18 protein-coding genes are annotated in these 15,945 nt (G+C 69.1%); 8 read left to right on the plus strand and 10 right to left on the minus strand.

Annotation, left to right across the window (positions count from 1 at the left end):
* Positions 1-3 precede the first annotated feature (3 nt).
* The 6 genes from LFM09_RS31685 to LFM09_RS31710 all read left to right on the plus strand — a co-directional run bounded on the left by LFM09_RS31685 (position 4) and on the right by LFM09_RS31710 (position 5,239).
* Positions 4-906, plus strand: a complete 903-nt coding sequence (locus tag LFM09_RS31685; protein ID WP_414100242.1) for a 5-dehydro-4-deoxyglucarate dehydratase — start codon at positions 4-6, stop codon at positions 904-906.
* Entirely contained in the window at positions 903-2,162 is a 1,260-nt protein-coding gene (locus LFM09_RS31690; protein ID WP_414100243.1) for a glucarate dehydratase family protein, read from the plus strand. The genes LFM09_RS31685 and LFM09_RS31690 overlap by 4 nt, the downstream gene beginning before the upstream one ends.
* Positions 2,156-3,286, plus strand: a complete 1,131-nt coding sequence (locus tag LFM09_RS31695; RefSeq protein ID WP_414100244.1) for a hypothetical protein — start codon at positions 2,156-2,158, stop codon at positions 3,284-3,286. Before LFM09_RS31690 ends, LFM09_RS31695 begins: the two co-directional genes overlap by 7 nt.
* A gap of 158 nt (positions 3,287-3,444) precedes the next feature.
* A complete protein-coding gene (locus tag LFM09_RS31700; RefSeq protein WP_414100245.1) occupies positions 3,445-3,810 on the plus strand; it encodes a hypothetical protein in 366 nt (121 codons plus the stop codon).
* A gap of 97 nt (positions 3,811-3,907) precedes the next feature.
* The gene (locus LFM09_RS31705; protein ID WP_414100246.1) at positions 3,908-4,432 is read left to right on the plus strand and encodes a hypothetical protein; all 525 of its coding nucleotides are present in this window, start codon (positions 3,908-3,910) and stop codon (positions 4,430-4,432) included.
* A gap of 3 nt (positions 4,433-4,435) precedes the next feature.
* A complete protein-coding gene (locus LFM09_RS31710; RefSeq protein WP_414100247.1) occupies positions 4,436-5,239 on the plus strand; it encodes an alpha/beta fold hydrolase in 804 nt (267 codons plus the stop codon).
* Here LFM09_RS31710 and LFM09_RS31715 read toward each other — a convergent pair.
* The 6 genes from LFM09_RS31715 to LFM09_RS31740 all read right to left on the minus strand — a co-directional run bounded on the left by LFM09_RS31715 (position 5,229) and on the right by LFM09_RS31740 (position 12,818).
* Positions 5,229-6,182, minus strand: coding sequence for a GNAT family N-acetyltransferase (locus LFM09_RS31715; protein ID WP_414100248.1), 954 nt, complete (start codon positions 6,180-6,182; stop codon positions 5,229-5,231). The genes LFM09_RS31710 and LFM09_RS31715 overlap by 11 nt on opposite strands.
* 91 nt (positions 6,183-6,273) lie before the next feature.
* The gene (locus LFM09_RS31720) at positions 6,274-7,932 is read right to left on the minus strand and encodes a fumarate hydratase (RefSeq protein ID WP_414100298.1); all 1,659 of its coding nucleotides are present in this window, start codon (positions 7,930-7,932) and stop codon (positions 6,274-6,276) included.
* Positions 7,933-8,187: 255 nt separating this feature from the next.
* Positions 8,188-9,177 (minus strand): sigma-70 family RNA polymerase sigma factor, encoded by a 990-nt coding sequence (locus LFM09_RS31725; protein ID WP_414100249.1) that lies wholly within the window; start codon positions 9,175-9,177, stop codon positions 8,188-8,190.
* A 251-nt stretch (positions 9,178-9,428) separates the two neighbouring features.
* Positions 9,429-9,854: a D-aminoacyl-tRNA deacylase gene (gene dtd, locus LFM09_RS31730; protein WP_414100250.1), complete on the minus strand. Its 426-nt coding sequence runs from the start codon at positions 9,852-9,854 to the stop codon at positions 9,429-9,431.
* A complete protein-coding gene (locus LFM09_RS31735) occupies positions 9,851-11,305 on the minus strand; it encodes a methyltransferase (RefSeq protein ID WP_414100251.1) in 1,455 nt (484 codons plus the stop codon). The genes dtd and LFM09_RS31735 overlap by 4 nt, the downstream gene beginning before the upstream one ends.
* Before the next feature lie 28 nt (positions 11,306-11,333).
* Positions 11,334-12,818 carry a PucR family transcriptional regulator gene (locus LFM09_RS31740; protein WP_414100252.1) on the minus strand — a complete coding sequence of 495 codons (1,485 nt, stop codon included), beginning with the start codon at positions 12,816-12,818 and terminating at the stop codon, positions 11,334-11,336.
* Between the two features lie 76 nt (positions 12,819-12,894).
* On the opposite strand from LFM09_RS31740, the gene LFM09_RS31745 reads away from it, so the two are divergent.
* Positions 12,895-13,209, plus strand: a complete 315-nt coding sequence (locus tag LFM09_RS31745) for a DUF3099 domain-containing protein (protein ID WP_414100253.1) — start codon at positions 12,895-12,897, stop codon at positions 13,207-13,209.
* Here the strand turns inward: LFM09_RS31745 and LFM09_RS31750 are convergent.
* The 4 genes from LFM09_RS31750 to LFM09_RS31765 form a co-directional block, all read right to left on the minus strand.
* A complete protein-coding gene (locus LFM09_RS31750; protein ID WP_414100254.1) occupies positions 13,196-13,351 on the minus strand; it encodes a hypothetical protein in 156 nt (51 codons plus the stop codon). The two genes, LFM09_RS31745 and LFM09_RS31750, sit on opposite strands and share 14 nt — an antisense overlap.
* On the minus strand, positions 13,348-13,755 hold the full coding sequence (locus LFM09_RS31755; protein WP_414100255.1) for a hypothetical protein: 408 nt from the start codon (positions 13,753-13,755) through the stop codon (positions 13,348-13,350). Before LFM09_RS31755 ends, LFM09_RS31750 begins: the two co-directional genes overlap by 4 nt.
* A gap of 103 nt (positions 13,756-13,858) precedes the next feature.
* Entirely contained in the window at positions 13,859-14,737 is an 879-nt protein-coding gene (locus tag LFM09_RS31760; RefSeq protein ID WP_414100256.1) for a carbohydrate kinase family protein, read from the minus strand.
* Positions 14,734-15,624: a pseudouridine-5'-phosphate glycosidase gene (locus LFM09_RS31765; RefSeq protein ID WP_414100257.1), complete on the minus strand. Its 891-nt coding sequence runs from the start codon at positions 15,622-15,624 to the stop codon at positions 14,734-14,736. Before LFM09_RS31765 ends, LFM09_RS31760 begins: the two co-directional genes overlap by 4 nt.
* 31 nt (positions 15,625-15,655) lie before the next feature.
* On the opposite strand from LFM09_RS31765, the gene LFM09_RS31770 reads away from it, so the two are divergent.
* The gene (locus tag LFM09_RS31770) at positions 15,656-15,904 is read left to right on the plus strand and encodes a DUF3039 domain-containing protein (RefSeq protein WP_414100258.1); all 249 of its coding nucleotides are present in this window, start codon (positions 15,656-15,658) and stop codon (positions 15,902-15,904) included.
* The last annotated feature ends 41 nt before the right edge of the window (positions 15,905-15,945 follow it).

Here is a 15,945-nt window from a genome sequence, read left to right on the forward strand (position 1 = left end):
GGTATGCAACTCGATGGTGTGCTGTTCTTTCCGGTGACCCCGTTCGACACCGAGGGGAACATCGCGTTCGACGTGCTGGCTGAGCACGTCAAGCACGGTGTCTCCGCCGGCCCGGGCGCGGTGTTCGTCGCCTGCGGCACCGGCGAGTTCCACGCGTTGGGGCTGGAAGAGTTCGAGCGTGCGGTTTCCGTGGCGGTCGAGGCGACCGCGGGCAAGGTGCCGGTGTTCGCCGGTGCGGGTGGCTCGGTCGTGGCGTCGAAGCAGTTCGTCCAGGCGGCGGAACGCGCTGGTGCTCAGGGCATCCTGCTGCTGCCGCCGTACCTGGTGACGAACCCGGCGGCCGGTCTCGTGCGGTACGTCGCCGAGGTCGCGGGCGCCACCGAGCTGCCGATCATCGTGTACCAGCGCAACAACGCGCGGTTCACGCCGGAGACCGCCGTCGAGGTCGCGCAGATCCCGAACGTCGTGGGCTTCAAGGACGGCATCGGCGACCTCGACCAGATGCAGCGGATCGTGCTGTCGGTTCGTGCCAACGTTGACAAGCCGTTCCAGTTCTTCAACGGCCTGCCGACCGCGGAGATGACGCAGCTCGCGTACCGGGGGATCGGGGTCGAGCTCTACTCGTCCGCGGTGTTCTGCTTCGCGCCGGAGATCTCGCTCGGCTTCTACAACGCCGTGCAGGCCGGCGACACCGAGCTCGTGAACCGATTTCTTTTCGAGTTCTACAAGCCTCTGGTCGAGCTGCGGGACAAGGTTCCCGGCTATGCGGTTGCCCTGGTGAAGGCCGCGGTGCGCGCGAACGGTCTCGACGTCGGCGGTGTGCGTCCGCCGCTGATCGACCCCTCCGACGAGCACGTGGCCGCTCTCGACAAGATCATCGCCGCCGGTAAGGCACTGCTGGCATGAAGATCACCGAGATCGTTCTGACGCCGATCGCGTTTCGCGATCCGCCGCTGCTGAACGCCGCCGGTGTGCACGAGCCGTGGGCGCTGCGCACGATCGTCGAGGTGCACACCGACGAGGGCATCTCGGGGCTGGGGGAGACCTACGGCGACCTCGGGCACATCGAGCGCTCGCGGTCCGTTGTGGACTCTCTGATCGGGCTCGACGTCTTCGCGTTGAACGAGATGCACGCGCGGGTCGCTGCTCTTCTCGGTGGCAAGGCCGCGCCGGACAAGCACGGGCTGACGGGGAAGATCACGGCAGAGAGTGCCGTTGACCGGGTGTACTCGCCGTTCGAGGTGGCGTGCCTGGACATCCAGGGCAAGGCTCTGGGACGCCCCGTGCACGACCTGCTGGGCGGCGCTGTTCGTTCATCTGTGCCGTACTCCGCGTACCTGTTCTACAAGTGGGACGGGCATCCGGGTGCTGAGCCGGATGAGTGGGGCGAGGCGATCGACCCCGCCGGGATCGTGGCGCAGGCCTCGAAGATGATCTCGGAGTACGGGTTCGGGTCGATCAAGCTCAAGGGCGGCGTCTTCCCGCCGGAGCAGGAGATCGAGGCGATCCGGGCGTTGCGCGAGGCGTTCCCGGACCACCCGCTGCGGCTGGACCCGAACGCGGCCTGGACGCCCGCGACGTCGTTGAAGGTCGCGGCGGAGCTGGACGGCGTGCTGGAGTACCTGGAGGACCCGACGCCGGAGATCTCCGGGATGGCCGAGGTGGCCGCGAAGGCGCCGATGCCGTTGGCCACCAACATGTGCGTGGTCGCGTTCGAGCACTTGAAGCCTTCAGTGGAGCAGGACGCTGTGCAGGTGCTGCTGTCCGACCACCACTACTGGGGCGGTCTGCAGCGGTCTCGTCAGCTGGGCATGATCTGCCAGACGTTCGGGATCGGGTTGTCGATGCACTCGAACTCGCACCTCGGCATTTCGCTGGCCGCGATGACGCATCTGGCTGCTGCCACGCCGAACCTGAACTACGCGTGCGACACGCACTACCCGTGGAACGCTGCCGACGAGGTCGTGGAGCCGGGTGTGTTGTCCTTTGTGGATGGTTCGGTGCCGGTGCCTGTCACGCCTGGTCTCGGGGTTTCGCTGGACCGGGATGCGTTGGCGCGTCTGGCCGAGAACTATGCGCGTTGCGGGATCACCGCGCGTGACGACACGGGCTACATGCAGAAGTTCGACCCGAGCTACGAGAGGAAGCGGCCCCGGTGGTGAAGTCGGTTGTCCACGCCTACCCGTGGGACCTGATCGGAGACCCTGAGGCCGTGGCGCGGTACCAGGGGCTCGGGGTCGACGCGATCGCCCTTGCCGCGTCGTACCACACCGTGCGGGCGGCTACTCCGCTGCACCCGTCGCACCGGATGGTCGATGCGCGGCACGCGGCGTTCTACCTGCCGGTTCGTGAGTCGAACTTCGGCCGGCTGGTGCCCGCGGAACCGTCCTGGGTGGACGGTTCGGACTCGTTCGGCTCGGCGGCGGCTTTGGTCCGCGCGGCCGGGCTGCCGGTGTACGCGTGGACTGTGTTGACGCACAACTCACGTCTTGGTGACCTGCACCCGGACGTGACGGTGGTGAACGCGTTCGGGGATCGCTACCCGTACGCGTTGTGCACCGCTCAGCCGGACGTCGTCGAGTACACGTCGGTGCTGGTGTCCGAGGTGCTGGAGCTCGGTGCGCCGGACGGGATCATCCTGGAGGCCTGCGGGCCGCTGGGGTTCTTCCACGGCGGTCACCACGAGAAGACCGACGGCGCCGACTGGAACCAGGTGCAGCAGAAGCTGTTGTCGCTCTGCTTCTGCGCCGCCTGCACCGCCTTGTACGCCGACCCGGATGCCCTGCGCGAAGCGGTCCGGGCCGGGGTTGACCGCGGTGCACCCAGCGTTGAGGAAGCGCTGGGTGCGCTGGCGGACGATGTTCGTGCGGTGCGCACTGGTGTGGTGCGGTCGTTGCGGCAGCGGCTGGTCTCTGAGATTCGTGCTGCTTCGCCGTCGATTCGGATCGGCATGCACGTGACGGCGGATCCGTGGGGCACCGGGCCGTTCGCGACCGTTGCCGGTGGTCTGGATGCGGACGTCGACGTGCTGACGACGATGTGCTGGCCCGGTCCCGAGGTCGCGGTGGCGGGGATCGAGGCACTTCGCGCCGCTGCTCCGGACACGCGGATCGCCGCGTACGTGCTGGGGTTGCCGCCGAAGCCCGCGGACGGTGCGTCGCTCTCCAAGGAGTGGCTGGCTTACCTGGACGCCGGGGTGGAGGAGTTCCACCTCTACCACGGTGGTCTCGCGTCAGCTTCAAGGTTGGAAGCTTTGCGAGAGGCTGTAACCGCCGTTACCCGGTAACTGTGAAGCGAACTCGCTGCAACCCGTTGTGACCGCGGTTCCGTCCTTGGTGCATGAGGCACATTGGAACCGTAGTTGGCACTGGCGTCCTGCTGCTGGTGGTTTCCGCTTGCGGCAGTGCGCAACATGCAGGCACTGGGGCAGGTGGCGGTCCGACGTTGCCGACCGCCACCTCGCCCTCGGAAGTGCCGCCGGGCATCGCGCCCGGCGAGGTCCCGCCGGACGGCAAGCCGGTGACAAAGCTGGACACGAACGCTTTGACACCGGACCATCCGCGCACTGTGTGGACACAGGGCGACGGGAAGACCGTCGGCGTCATCGCCCAGGAGGGCGGATGCGGTAAGGCAAGCGCGTCCGTGCTGGAGCAGTCCGCGTCCACGGTGAAGATCGAGATCCTCGAGACGCTGCCGCTGGACAAGCAGATGTGCACCATGGACATCCGCTTCCCCCCGCTCACGGTGCAGCTCTCCGAGCCCCTTGGCGAGCGCACGGTCGCGTTGACGTCGCGGCAGGAACAGAAGTAGACCTCCTCCCCACGGTGCCCGGTCGGCTTCTGCCCCGCCGGCCGGGCATCTCTTTCTCTTCACCTGGCCCCTTGGCCTGATTTGCAAGGATGTGTGCATGAGAAACGTCGTCGCTGCCGTTGCTCTTGCCGCGGTGCTGGCCGGGTGCTCGTCCGGCACGCAGTCGAGCGCGCCCGGATCCGGCTCGTCCAGTGGCGCGCCCACGACGGGCACGTCCGCGCCCGGTTCCACCGGTTCGTCCGGCGCGAACCCCACGGCCCCGGTCCAGCCTCCGGTCTCGATCTCGGAGGAGAAGCCCGTCGTCCCGCCCAACGTGACGGCGGTACCCAAGGACAAAGTCGACGCGACATCGTTGTCAGAGACCTACCGGACCGAGGTGTACGTCTTCGGCGACGGTCGTGACGTCGAGGTCTTCGGCGTGGGCGGCGGGTGCAAGGAGGCTCGCGCCGAGGTGACGGGCCAGTCCGCCGACCTCGTCCAGATCACTTTGGTGACGATCACCAAGCAGCCTTCCGGCGTGGCGTGCACCCAGGAGATCCGCCAGGTGCCGCTGACCGTCCGCCTGGACGCGCCGCTCGGCACCCGCCGGCTGGTCCTGGAGTCTCGCGAGGAGACCGGCTGATATATGGATCTTCAGCTGGGTGATCGCGTCCTGCACGTGTACGACGTCGGCGACGGCGTGCCGGTGTTCTGGCATCACGGCACGCCGAACCTGGGTCTGCCGCCGGAGCCGTTGTTCCGGCCGGGCGTGCGGTGGATCTCCTACGACCGTCCCGGTTACGGCACGTCGACCGCTGTGCCGGACAGACCGGTGGCGTCGGCGGCGACTGATATGTCGCATATCGCCGACGCGCTCGGCGTCGAGAAGTTCGCGGTCTTCGGCCACTCAGGCGGCGCACCACATGCCCTCGCGTGCGCCGCCCTGTTGCCGGACCGCGTCACCGCCGTCGTCGCAGGTGCGTCGCTGGCGCCGTTCGACGCTCAGGGCCTCGACTGGTTCGGCGGCATGATCGCCTCGGGTCAGGCGTCCCTGCGCGCGGCGGCCGCAGGACGTGCGGCGAAGGAGACGCACGAGGCGTCAGGCGTCGAATACGACCCGGAGTTCACCGCCGCCGACCTCGCCGCGCTCGACGGCCCGTGGTCGTGGTTCGGCAAGGTCGTCGGGCCGGCACTGGCGAACGGTCCCGGCCCGTTGATCGACGACGACCTCGCCTACGTCAGGCCGTGGGGTTTCGACCCGGCGTCCATCCGCGTGCCGACGCTGTTGCTGCACGGCGAACGCGACGGCATGGTTCCGGCATCGCACAGCCGTTGGCTGGCCTCCCGCATCCCCGGCGCGGAACTCCGCATCACGCCGGACGACGGCCACATATCAGTTCTGAACCACGGCGCCGACGCTGTCGATTGGATATTGGACATCAGCCGTTGAGTGCCCAGCGCACGTACCGCTGCGTCGGCGTGAAGCCTGCTTTCTCGAAGACCCTGGGTGCACCGGCGTCGGTCTCGACGCTCAGGCTCGCCTGGTCGTAGCCCTGCTCGGCGGCGGCCTGCAGCGCGTGCCCGATCAACGCGCTCGCGACGCCGCGCTCGCGGTACTCGCGGCGGGTTCCGACGACCATGAAGTGCGCGTCGCGGATGCCGGTGGCCTCGGTGTCGGCCTCCCAGGTCATGGTGACCAGCACGCCCGCGGGGGAGCCGTTCGCCGAGTCGCGGAGCAGGAAGCTGACGCCGGGCCGGAACGTCTGGTTGGTGATCTTGTTCTGCCACAGCTCGACCGGCATCGGCACCGCGCCCCAGTAGTCCTGGAACGACTCGTTGCGGACCCGGCGGAAGTCCTCGTCGTTGTCCGGTGACCACGGCTCGACCTGCAGGCCGTCGGGGATCGCGACGGGGTGCAGGTCGCCGAGCGGGTGTTCCATGCGCTGGTAGTAGCGGGTCGGCGCGAAGCCCTGGGAGCGGACGAGCTCGGGCACGCCGGCGATGTGCTCGGCCTTGTACACGTCGATCGCGAGTTTCAGCGCGGGGTGGTGCAGCGCGTGCACCGCCTTCGCCGCCTTGATCCCCGCCTTCAGGAGCGCGGTGCCGACACCCCGGCGGCGGTAGGCGGGGTGGACGCCACCGTCGACGACGACGCGGTGGACCTCCTCGGCGGACGGCTTGTGGCGGACCTTCATGTAGCCGACCATCACGTCGCCGTCGAACGCTGCGAGGCTCGCGCGTTCCAGATCCGCGTAAGGGTCTGTCAGCTCAGTGAGAGTGTCTTCCGCGGTGTAGTTCTCGCCGATCTTGTCGACGGTCTCGATCGCGTTGAGGAGGTCGGCGGAAGCCTGGGCGTTTTCGCTGGTCAGCGGCCGCCAGGTGAGCTCGATCATGCGGGCGACGGTATCGACGCACGAACGCCCGGCCAACCGATATATCAGCTGCGGTATGCGATATATCGGTTGGCCGGGCGCTCAGTGGTGACTAGCGGCGGAAGCTGATCTGCAGCGTCGGCGCGGACGTCTCGGCGAAGAAGTCGTTGCCCTTGTCGTCGACCACGACGAACGCCGGGAAGTCCTCGACCTCGATCTTCCACACCGCTTCCATGCCGAGCTCCGGGTACTCCAGGACCTCGACCTTGCGGATGCAGTCCTGGGCCAGGCGCGCCGCCGGGCCGCCGATGGAGCCCAGGTAGAAGCCGCCGTGCGTGTTGCACGCGCTGGTGACCTGCTTGGAGCGGTTGCCCTTGGCGAGCATCACCAGTGAGCCGCCCGCGGCCTGGAACTGCTCGACGTAGGAGTCCATCCGGCCGGCGGTCGTCGGACCGAACGAACCGGACGCGTAGCCCTCGGGAGTCTTCGCCGGGCCGGCGTAGTAGACCGGGTGGTCCTTGAGGTACTGCGGCATCTCCTCGCCGGCGTCGAGGCGTTCCTTGATCTTGGCGTGGGCGATGTCGCGGGCCACGACCAGCGGACCGGTCAGCGAGACGCGGGTCTTCACCGGCAGCTTGGTGAGGACCTCGCGGATCTCCGACATGGGACGCGTGAGGTCGATGCGGACGACCTCGTCGGACAGGTCCTCACCCTCGACCTCGGGCAGGAACTGGGCCGGGTCGCGCTCCAGCTGCTCCAGGAACACGCCCTCGGGCGTGATGCGCGCCTTGGCCTGGCGGTCGGCCGAGCACGAGACGGCGACGCCGACCGGGAGGGACGCGCCGTGGCGGGGCAGGCGGATGACGCGCACGTCGTGGCAGAAGTACTTGCCGCCGAATTGGGCGCCGATGCCGAAGTTGCGGGTCAGCTCCAGGACCTGCTGTTCGAGGTCCTTGTCGCGGAACGCGTGGCCCGACGGCGAGCCCTCGGTGGGCAGGTTGTCGAGGTAGCGGGCCGAGGCCAGCTTCGCGACCTTGAGGTTCTGCTCGGCGGACAGGCCGCCGACGACGACCGCGAGGTGGTACGGCGGGCAGGCCGCGGTGCCGAGCGAGCGCAGCTTCTCGTCCAGGAACGACGCGAGGCGCTTCGGGTTCAGCACCGCCTTCGTCTCCTGGTAGAGGAACGTCTTGTTCGCGCTGCCGCCGCCCTTGGCCATGAACAGGAAGTCGTACACGGGCTCCTGGCCGGGCTTGTGGAACACCTCGATCTGCGCGGGCAGGTTCGTGCCGGTGTTCTTCTCGTCCCAGAACGTCAGCGGCGCCATCTGCGAGTAGCGCAGGTTGAGCTCCTGGTAGGCCTCGAAGACGCCGCGGGCCAGCGCCTGCTCGTCGTCACCGCCCGTCAGGACCGTCTCCGAGCGCTTGCCCATGATGATCGCGGTGCCGGTGTCCTGGCACATCGGCAGCACGCCGCCGGACGAGATCGCCGCGTTGCGCAGCAGGTCCATCGCGACGAACCGGTCGTTGCCGGACGCCTCGGGGTCGTCGATGATCTTGCGCAGCTGAGCGAGGTGCGACGGGCGCAGCAGGTGCTGGATGTCCCGGATCGCTTCCTTCGCGAGCAGCGTGAGCGTCTCGGGGGCGATCTCCAGGAACTTGCGGTCACCGGCCTCGATCAGCTTCACCCCGTCCGACGTGACGAGGCGGTACTCGGTCTCGGTGTCCTTGGCGAGCGGCAGGACGTCCGTGTACTCGAAAGTGGTGGGCACGATGTACACAACTCCAACGGTGTGCAGTTCGGATCAGAAAACCGTACCGCCACCAAAGGGACGTATTGATGTGATCCCCGACCAGCGCGCTGTTCCGTGCCCCACAAAAGGCGGAAGGCCGGGGCAGCCCCCGGCTGCCCCGACCTTCCTTCGATGGCGACGTCCAGTCACGACATGAGGTGAGGGGCGTCGCGAAGCTTGGTAACGCCCGACCGTGCCGTGAGTTGAGTCACAAGTCAATACTGCCGGACGGGTGACTTACGAGGCGTACGCCCGCAGCTTCGCCGCCCGCTCGCCCTGGCGGAGCTTCGACATGACCTCGCGCTCGATCTGCCGCACCCGCTCCCGCGACAACCCGAACCGCTTGCCGATCTGGTCCAGCGTGCGCGGCTGGCCGTCTTCCAGGCCGTAGCGCAGCCGGATCACGGCCTGCTCGCGCGGTTCCAGCGTCGCCAGCACGCGCCGCAGGTCGTCCTGCAGCAGGCCGGAGATGACGGCGCTCTCGGCGTCGGTCGCGTCCGAGTCCTCGATGAAGTCACCGAGGGGAGCGTCCTCCTCCGTGCCGACCGGCATGTCCAGCGATACCGGGTCACGCGCGTGGTCGAGCAGGTCGGCGACCTTGTCGACGTTGAGGCCGGCTTCCTTCGCGAGCTCCTCGTTCGTCGCCTCGCGGCCGAGCGTCTGGTGCAGGTCGCGCTTGATCCGCGCGAGCTTGTTCACCTGCTCGACGAGGTGGACGGGGAGGCGGATGGTGCGGCCCTGGTCGGCCATGCCGCGGGTGATGGCCTGGCGGATCCACCACGTCGCGTAGGTCGAGAACTTGAAGCCCTTGGTGTAGTCGAACTTCTCGACCGCGCGGATCAGGCCCAGGTTGCCCTCCTGGATCAGGTCCAGCAGCGGCATGCCACGGCCGGTGTAGCGCTTGGCCAGCGACACGACGAGGCGCAGGTTGGCCTTGAGCAGGTGGTCCTTGGCGCGGCGGCCGTCGCGAACGAGCTCCCCCAGCTCTTCGCGGCGGGTCGGCGTGAGGCGCTTGGCCGTCTCCATGACGTGCTGCGCGAACACACCTGCCTCGATGCGCTTGGCGAGCTCCACCTCCTCCTCGGCGGTGAGCAGCGCGGTCTTGCCGATTCCGTTCAGGTAGACTCGAACGAGGTCGGCTGCAGGCCCTTGCGCGTCGAGTTCGTGCTCGACGCTGGCGGTGGTGTTCTCTCCGACTTCACGGTCGGAGATCCTCGTGACGGTCATGGATCTCCCTCCCCCTGCTGCGGGCGACGCTGCTGCCGGTCAGGACAGTCGCGCGTGGCGGTCAAGGCGGCGCGGCGCTGCGCCCTGGTGCCGGTGTTGCGGCGGGCCCGCTCGGGATCCCATCGCTAGCTGGCTGATACCTGGGTAACGAAGACGATTCCGAATTCGTTCCCGACTTCCATGACCTGAAGACGTCACCGCTGTCACAGCGGTTGCGCGACTAATCTGAGGATTGGCTGAGAACCCTTTAGTCAGACCTCGATGAGCACGGTGAACGGTCCGTCGTTCACGCTCCGTACCTTCATCTCGGCTCTGAATCGTCCCGTTTCGACCCGCGCGCCCTTTTGGCGGAGTTCCTGCACGACGGCGTTCACCAACGGTTCCGCGTGCTCGGGCCGCGCGGCCGCCGTCCAGGACGGGCGGCGGCCCTTGCGCGTGTCCCCGTAGAGGGTGAACTGGCTGACGACCAGCAACGGAGCACCGGTCGACTCGCATGACTGCTCGTCGTCGAGGATGCGCAGCCCGTGCAGCTTCTGCGCCATTTTGCGGGCCTGCTCGGCCGTGTCGTCGTGATGGACGCCGAGCAGCACCAGCAATCCGGGCTCGTCGATCGCGCCGACGATGTCCCCTTCGACTTCGACGCTCGCCTCTGTGACGCGCGCCACAACTGCTTTCACGCGGGAATCAACATTCCGTGCCGGATGAGATCACGAACGATGGGCAACGCGCCCTCGGTGTCGATTTCTCCGTAAGCGAACTCGAGCAGCGAGAGCAGGTCCTCCAACGGCAACGCACCCGTGCAGCCGGCCACGAGCTTCGCGGTCGCCTCGTCGACCTCGTGCTGCCAGCCGGGCCCGTCGGTGCGGTGCAGCCGCGCGACGACCTTGCGCCAGCCGTCCTCGCTCGGTTCGGACACCTCTTCGAGGAGCACGGTGTCGGCGACGCGGAACCTGCGGCTCAGCAGGTCCGGGTTCGCGCGCAGCCACGCGACGTTGTCGAGCCACCGCGCCGCCTCCGGGCCCAGCGGGTCGTCGTAGGCCTGGCGCAGGTCCTCGCACACGACCTCGGAGTGCATCTCGTCCGTGCGCCGCAGCGTCACGTAGCCGAAGCCGACACCTTCGACCTGGTTCTCCTCGAACCAGTCGAGCCACGCCGCGGCCTTGGCCTGCCCCTCAGGGCTGCGCGGGTCGACGCCGGCGTCCTTGAGCCACGTGCCGACGTACAGCGCGGGCTCGGCGATGTCGCGCTGCACGAACCACGCGTCGATCCCGCCGCGCGGCAGCCAGCCGGAGACGCGTTCTTCCCAGTCCTCGCCCTTGCGGTGCAGCCACGACGCGAGCAGCTGGCCGACGCCGCCCTCGTTGAGGAACGCGGGCAGCTGCCGGATGACCAGCGCCGACGCGTCGTCGCCGCCGAGGCCGGAGTCGCGGTAGACGTAGTCGACGCGCGGCGGCCCGACGACGAACGGCGGGTTGCACACGACCTGGTCGAACCGCCGGTTGCGGACCGGCCCGAACCACTCGCCCTGCAGCGTCTCCACGTCGAGGCCGTTGATCCGGAACGTGCCCTGCGCGAGCCTCAGCGCGCGCTCGGACAGGTCGGTCGCGGTGATGCGTTCGGCGTGCGTGCTGGCGTGCAGAGCCTGGACGCCGCACCCGGTGCCGAGGTCGAGCAACGTGCCGACCGGCGTGCGCTTGGTGGCGCGGGCGAGGCTGATCGAGGCGTGGCCGACGCCGAGCACGTGGTCCTCGGGGACCGCTCCGCCGCGCAGGTCGGAGTCGAGGTCCGCGATCACCCACCAGTTGTCCTCGTACGGGCGGACGTCGAGGCCCGCCTTCAGATCCTTGGTCAGGATCTCGTTGGTGACGGCGTCGTCGATGTCGACTCCGTCAAGTGCCTTGCGGACGTCCTGTTCGGGCTCCTGGTCGCCGAGCAGGAACAGGCGGATCAACGTGCCGAGCGTCCCGGCGTCCCTGCTGGCGCGGCGGGCGGGCTCCGGTTCGCCCCGGCCGAGTGCGGCGTGGGCCTGCGGGCCGAGCGCGTCGACGATGCCGTCCGCGGTGTAACCGGCGTTCAGGAAGGCCTCGCGCAGGCGGGCGCAGAGATCGGCAGAGAGATCGGGGTGCACGGGTCGTAATGCTTTCACGCCGCCTGGTTCACCGCGTGATCTGGAGGGCGATCGCCATCGCCAGGCGCTGCTCGGGATCGTCGAGGGGGAGTGGCGTCACTTCCGCCATCTTCTGCATCCGGTACCGCAACGTGTTCGGGTGCACGTTGAGCTCACGCGCCGCCGCCCGCACGTCTCCCTGCGCCGCCAGCCACGCCTTCAACGTCGTCGCATATTGCGTCCCGTACTCGGCGTCGTAGCGCAATATATTGGATATCGGTCCGCGGGTCGGGACTCGCCCAGCCTCTGCAACGGCGGCGAGACGGTGTAGCAAAACCTGCGCCCACGCGTCGTCGTATACAACCGGTGCACCGGTGGAGAGCGCGAGGCACTCGTCGGCTTCCTGCCGTGACGTGGGCAGCTGCGTGGCCTCGGCCGGCCCGCCGATCCCCGCGAGCACCGTCGCCTCGGCCGGCAGTTCGCGAACCAGTGACCGCACCCAGGCGACGGCGTCGTCGGCCGCCGGGATCACCGTGTAGAGCACGTTGCCGAACAACGCGCTGCGCCCCGGCCTCGACCAGCCGAACCCGGCCGTCGCCCGCTGGAACGCGAGCACCGCCGCCCCGTGCTCACCCTCGCCCGCGTGTGCCTGCACCGCGATCACCCGCAGATCCGCCGCCGGCAGCCCGAGCCGGGCGACATCGGCCGATTCGGGCTGCTCCAGCAACCGGATCACCAGATCGGCCTCCGCCTGCCGTTCCAGATCCGTCGACGCCCGCGACCTGAGCAGGTGCAACGCCGCCGTGCGCGCACCGTCGACCAACGCGGCCGAGCGCGCGGCGTCGACCGGCCCGGTCACCTCGACCCAGACCGACCCGAGCAGCTCCCGCCCGGCGCGAACGGCGGCAACCAGCCGGTTACCGAGCTGCGGCGTCAGCTTGGGCACGAAGATCGGTTCGTCCGACGACGCGAGGTGCGTGAACACCCCGAACTCGTCGAGCGCCCGCCGAGCCTCCTCCGGAACACGCCGGCCGAGGATCGTCTGCACGCGCACCGGATCGACGTCCTCCTGCCGGTAGGAGTACGCCAGCACCCGTGACTGCTGGTCCTCGATCGTCACCGGCCCGCCGACCACACCCGCGATCACGTCAGCCAGCCCGAACAGGTCGCCAGTGCGTGTACCGCCGTTGACCAACGTCTGCGTGACGTTCGCCAACTGACTCCAGGGCACCGACGGATCGACGAGCAACACCGCGGCACCGGATTTCTTGGCCGCAGCGACCACCCGTTCGTCAATCGGCGGCCTTCCGTGCAGCACCACCGCAGAAGCCACGGTTGACGACACCAATCGCGCCGCTGCGGCCACCGACGGAGTGCCGAGCCCGAGCAGCACATCACCTGCCGCGGCCGGCGTGTTTTCCGCCGGATCATGCAGGGCAACCCCGCGTAGCTCGACATCACGGCCCCGCGGCGCGCACGCCAGATGCGTGCCCAGACTGCCGAGCACGTCCACGAGGCGATCAAGGGCGACCACTCGCGGATGTTAACCGCCGACCGGGTGTCCCGACGGTCACCCGGACGTGGGACCATGAGGGTGTGGAGGTGGTGTCGTGAGCAGTCCCGACCGGAACGACACCCCGGTGTTGATCACCGAGGCGGCCCCGTCCTACGAGGAACAGCACGCCGCCCGGCGCAAGAAGTACGCGATCATGATGAGCCTGCGCTTCCCGTGCCTCATCCTCGCGGCTCTGTTCGCGCACACGTGGTGGCTCGCCCTGTTCTTCATCGTGCTGTCCGTGCCGCTGCCGTGGATGGCCGTGCTGATCGCGAACGACCGGCCGCCGCGCAAGACCGAGAAGGTCAACCGGCACGAGATCGAGCGCCGCGCCATCGCTCCGAAGAGCACCACCGTCATCGACGGCTGAGTTCGGCGAGCGCCGCCAGCACGGGCTGTGGTGGGCCGAGGCGCACGACGCCCAGCCGGTGGGTGGCTCTCTTCATGGCGACGTGCAAGTCGTTGTGGCCGAGCGGTGCCGGGGTGAGGATCGCCGCCGGGTCGACGATCACGAGTCGAACTCCAGCCCATTGGTCTGATCAGGGGCAGCAGCACGATTCGGTCGGTCGGCTCCGGACTCGCGAGCGACAGCGCCGCCACCGGACGCCTTTGCGGAACGGCCGCGGTCGCCGTGTAGAACGCCTGGGCGGCGGGTGCTCGCCTGGCCACGAGCAACGGCTCGTGGTCCCTCGTCCCGGAACGACCCCAGCCAGCCCAGGTACATCCGCCCGCCGTCGCGCAGGTCCAGTCGCCCGAAGCACAACCCCTGCTTCACCGCGTCCAGCCGGGCCTCCTCCGCGCGCCGGCACGGGATCCCCGTGACCGCCACGCGCGCGGCCGCCTCACACACGGCGTCCACACGAGCGTGCAGAACCATCAGGTGTTCTTGCCCGAACTCGATCTCGGTGCCGGCCAATCCCACACCCTTGCAACGAGTCTTTTGCGGACGAAGTCCAAAGACTCATTGCTAAGGGGCGGGTCAGCGAGGGTGCGGGAACAGATATATCGGCTGGGAAGGCCTAGCGGGGTGGTTGTGCGCCGACGAGGCTGACGGCGCGAGAGCCCGCGCGGACGCCGCCGAGCAGGGCGTCGCGCTTGGACGCGCCGCCCAGCCAGGCGGCGAGGAAGCCCGCGTCGAAGGCGTCGCCCGCGCCGGTGGAGTCGACGCACTCAGTGACTTCAGCGGGGACCGAGACCAGTCCGTCGGCGTCGACCCACGACGCGCCGTCCGGTCCGGTCGTCACCACGACCGCGCCAACGTGGGTGAGCAGGTCCTTGCCGGCCGCCGGGTCGGACGAGCCGGTCAGCGCCTGCAGCTCGTCGGCGTTCGGCATGAGGATGTCGACGCCGCGCACGTCGTCCAGGAACGTCGGCGTGGCGTTGATCAGCACCGCAGCCTGCGGGTCCACCGAAGTGGTCCAGCCGGCGTCGCGCGCGGCTGCCAGCGCCGCCAGGCCGGCGGGGCGCGAGGTGGCGTCCAGCAGCACGTAACCGGACAGGTGCAGGTGGCCGTTTGCGGCCGCGAGCAGGCCGGGGTCCAGGTCGGCGGGGGAGAAGCGGGCGTTGGCGCCGCGGTCGGGCAGCATCGAGCGCTGGCCGTTCTCGTCGACCAGGACGACCACGCAGCACGTCGCGAGCTCGGGGTCGACGGCGAAGGCGCACTGCACGCCGGCGGAGGTCAGTTCGGCGTGCACCTGGCGACCGGCCGAGTCGGCGCCGACGCGGGCCACGAGGACCGGGGAGGCACCACACGCGGCGAGCCACACGGCTGTGTTCGCGCCGGCGCCACCGGGTTCGATGGTCACCTTGGCGCGCACGTCGCCGCCGTGGGCGATGGGGCCGGAGTGGCGCGCGACGACGTCGAGGCCGGCGTCGCCGACGACGACCACGGGCCTCATCGCGACAGCTCCACCGCGACCTCGGCGGCGACCTGGACGTTGCTGACGACGAGCTCTTCGTTGGCGTCGAGGCTCACGCCGGCGCTCGCGGTGTGGAAGTGCTCCAGGAGGACCGGCGAGACGTCCTTGCCGCGCACGTCCTCGTCGACGAGCTTCTGCAGGCCCTCAGCCAGCAGCCGGTCGTGCAGGTCGGCGTCCATCTCGTAGGCGGCCGGGATCGGGTTCACGAGCAGCATGCCGCGCCCGCCGGCGGCGAACACCGCGGCGGCCTCGGCGGCGTTCTCCACGCGCCACGGCACCTCGAACTCCGACTCACGCCGGTAGAACGCGGGGAACCACGAGGTCCGGTAGCCGACGACGGGCACGGACCGGGTCTCCAGGACCTCCAGGGTCGCGCCCATGTCCAGGATCGACTTCACACCCGCGGACACGATCAGGACCGGCGTCGTCGCCACCACGTCGAGGTCGGCCGAGACGTCCCACGTCTCGCGCGCGCCGCGGTGCACGCCACCAAGGCCGCCGGTCCCGAACACGCGGATCCCGGCTTCATGAGCCAGCGCCGTGGTCGATGCCACGGTCGTCGCGCCGGACTTGCCCAGCGCGTACGCGGCGCCGAGGTCGCGCAGCGAGAGCTTCAACAGGTCACCGGCGTTGCACACGCGGTCGAGCTGCGCGGAGGACAAGCCGATGTGCGGGACACCGTCGAGCACGGCGATCGTCGCGGGCACGGCACCCGCCTCGCGCACGACCTTCTCCAGGCGTGCGGCGACGGCCAGATTGCGCGGCGCGGGCAGGCCGTGGGACAGGATCGTGCTCTCAAGCGCGACGACGGGCCGGTTCTCGGCCAGCGCGGCGGCAACTTCCTCAGCGATGTGCAGCGTGGTCACGAGGGGACATCATCCCAGGTACCCTGGGCGCGTGAGCACCCAGACTCTCCCCGAGGTCGACGTACGGCCGGAAGGCACCGACCACACCGGGGACGACACCCCGAAGATGTTCCACTACGTGCGCAAGGCGAAGATCGCCGAGAGCGCCGTGATGGGAACGCATGTGGTCGCACTCTGCGGCGAGGTCTTCCCGGTCACGCGGTCGCCGAAGCCCGGTTCGCCGGTGTGCCCGGACTGCAAGAAGATCTACGAGGGCCTGCCTCCCGGCGGCGACGAGTAAGACCCAGAACTTCACACACAGCCGCGCCCGGTGCCTCGACC

This window comes from Lentzea alba (assembly GCF_047445655.1).
Lineage (GTDB): Bacteria > Actinomycetota > Actinomycetes > Mycobacteriales > Pseudonocardiaceae > Lentzea > Lentzea alba_A.

Excerpts from the sequence above, each read along its gene's own strand:
- LFM09_RS31685 (WP_414100242.1), top strand. The coding sequence starts at position 4 with ATGCAACTCGATGGTGTGCTGTTCTTTCCGGTGACCCCGTTCGACACC.
- LFM09_RS31705 (WP_414100246.1), top strand. The coding sequence starts at position 3,908 with ATGAGAAACGTCGTCGCTGCCGTTGCTCTTGCCGCGGTGCTGGCCGGG.
- LFM09_RS31690 (WP_414100243.1), top strand. The coding sequence starts at position 903 with ATGAAGATCACCGAGATCGTTCTGACGCCGATCGCGTTTCGCGATCCG.
- LFM09_RS31725 (WP_414100249.1), bottom strand. The coding sequence starts at position 9,177 with ATGACCGTCACGAGGATCTCCGACCGTGAAGTCGGAGAGAACACCACC.
- LFM09_RS31760 (WP_414100256.1), bottom strand. The coding sequence starts at position 14,737 with ATGAGGCCCGTGGTCGTCGTCGGCGACGCCGGCCTCGACGTCGTCGCG.
- LFM09_RS31710 (WP_414100247.1), top strand. The coding sequence starts at position 4,436 with ATGGATCTTCAGCTGGGTGATCGCGTCCTGCACGTGTACGACGTCGGC.
- LFM09_RS31715 (WP_414100248.1), bottom strand. The coding sequence starts at position 6,182 with ATGATCGAGCTCACCTGGCGGCCGCTGACCAGCGAAAACGCCCAGGCT.